The sequence below is a fragment of the Neisseria sp. P0006.S004 genome, from assembly GCF_051963015.1.
Taxonomy (GTDB): Bacteria; Pseudomonadota; Gammaproteobacteria; order Burkholderiales; family Neisseriaceae; genus Neisseria.
On the sequence record NZ_JBQCUS010000022.1, the window covers coordinates 1 to 734 of the forward strand.

Genomic DNA, 734 nt, shown 5'->3' on the forward strand with positions numbered 1-734 from the left:
ATGCGCAGTACGACATGCTGTACCTGCCCGTTACCGAAAGCATCCTCTACCACTACGACTTCAACGGCAACCGTACCACCACCGTCCTGCCCGACGGCAGACAAATCAACTATCTGTATTACGGCAGCGGCCACCTGCACCAAATCAGCCTCGACGACGAAGTCATCTCCGACATCGAACGTGATAAGCTGCACCGCGAAATCTACCGTACACAGGGTAAACTCGCCAGCCGTTACGAACTCGATCCCTTAGGCCGTCTGAAAAGGCAAATTGCCGCACTCAACGACCTGACGCAGACCGAAACAGCTAAAAATGCAGTAGCATCGGCTTATGCCGTCAAACGCAGCTACGGCTACGACCGTACCGGCAACCTAACCCACAGTACCGACCAGCGGACGAGCACGACCCGGTTCGAGTACGACAAACTGGGCCGGATTACCCAAGCCGGCAACGAACTGTTCGCCTTCGACCCCGCGCACAATATCCTGTCCGATAACAATAGCCCTACCGTCCCCGACAACCGCCTGAAAACCTACAACGGCACGACCTATTACTACGACCACTTCGGCAACCTGATCCACCGCGAACTGGCCGACGGCGAAGTACAGAACTATTTCTACGACCTGCACGACCAACTGGTTAAAGCGGAAATCTTCAAAAAAGACGGCACGAAAGAGACTTGGGCCTACACCTACGACGCCCTGGGCAGAAGGATAGGCAAAGGCCGTCTGAAA

At 55.2% G+C, this 734-nt stretch carries 1 pseudogene; it reads left to right on the top strand.

Annotated elements, in window-relative coordinates:
- Window positions 1–734 (top strand): annotated as a pseudogene (locus ACTHR2_RS10515) (RHS repeat protein); the annotation flags it as partial.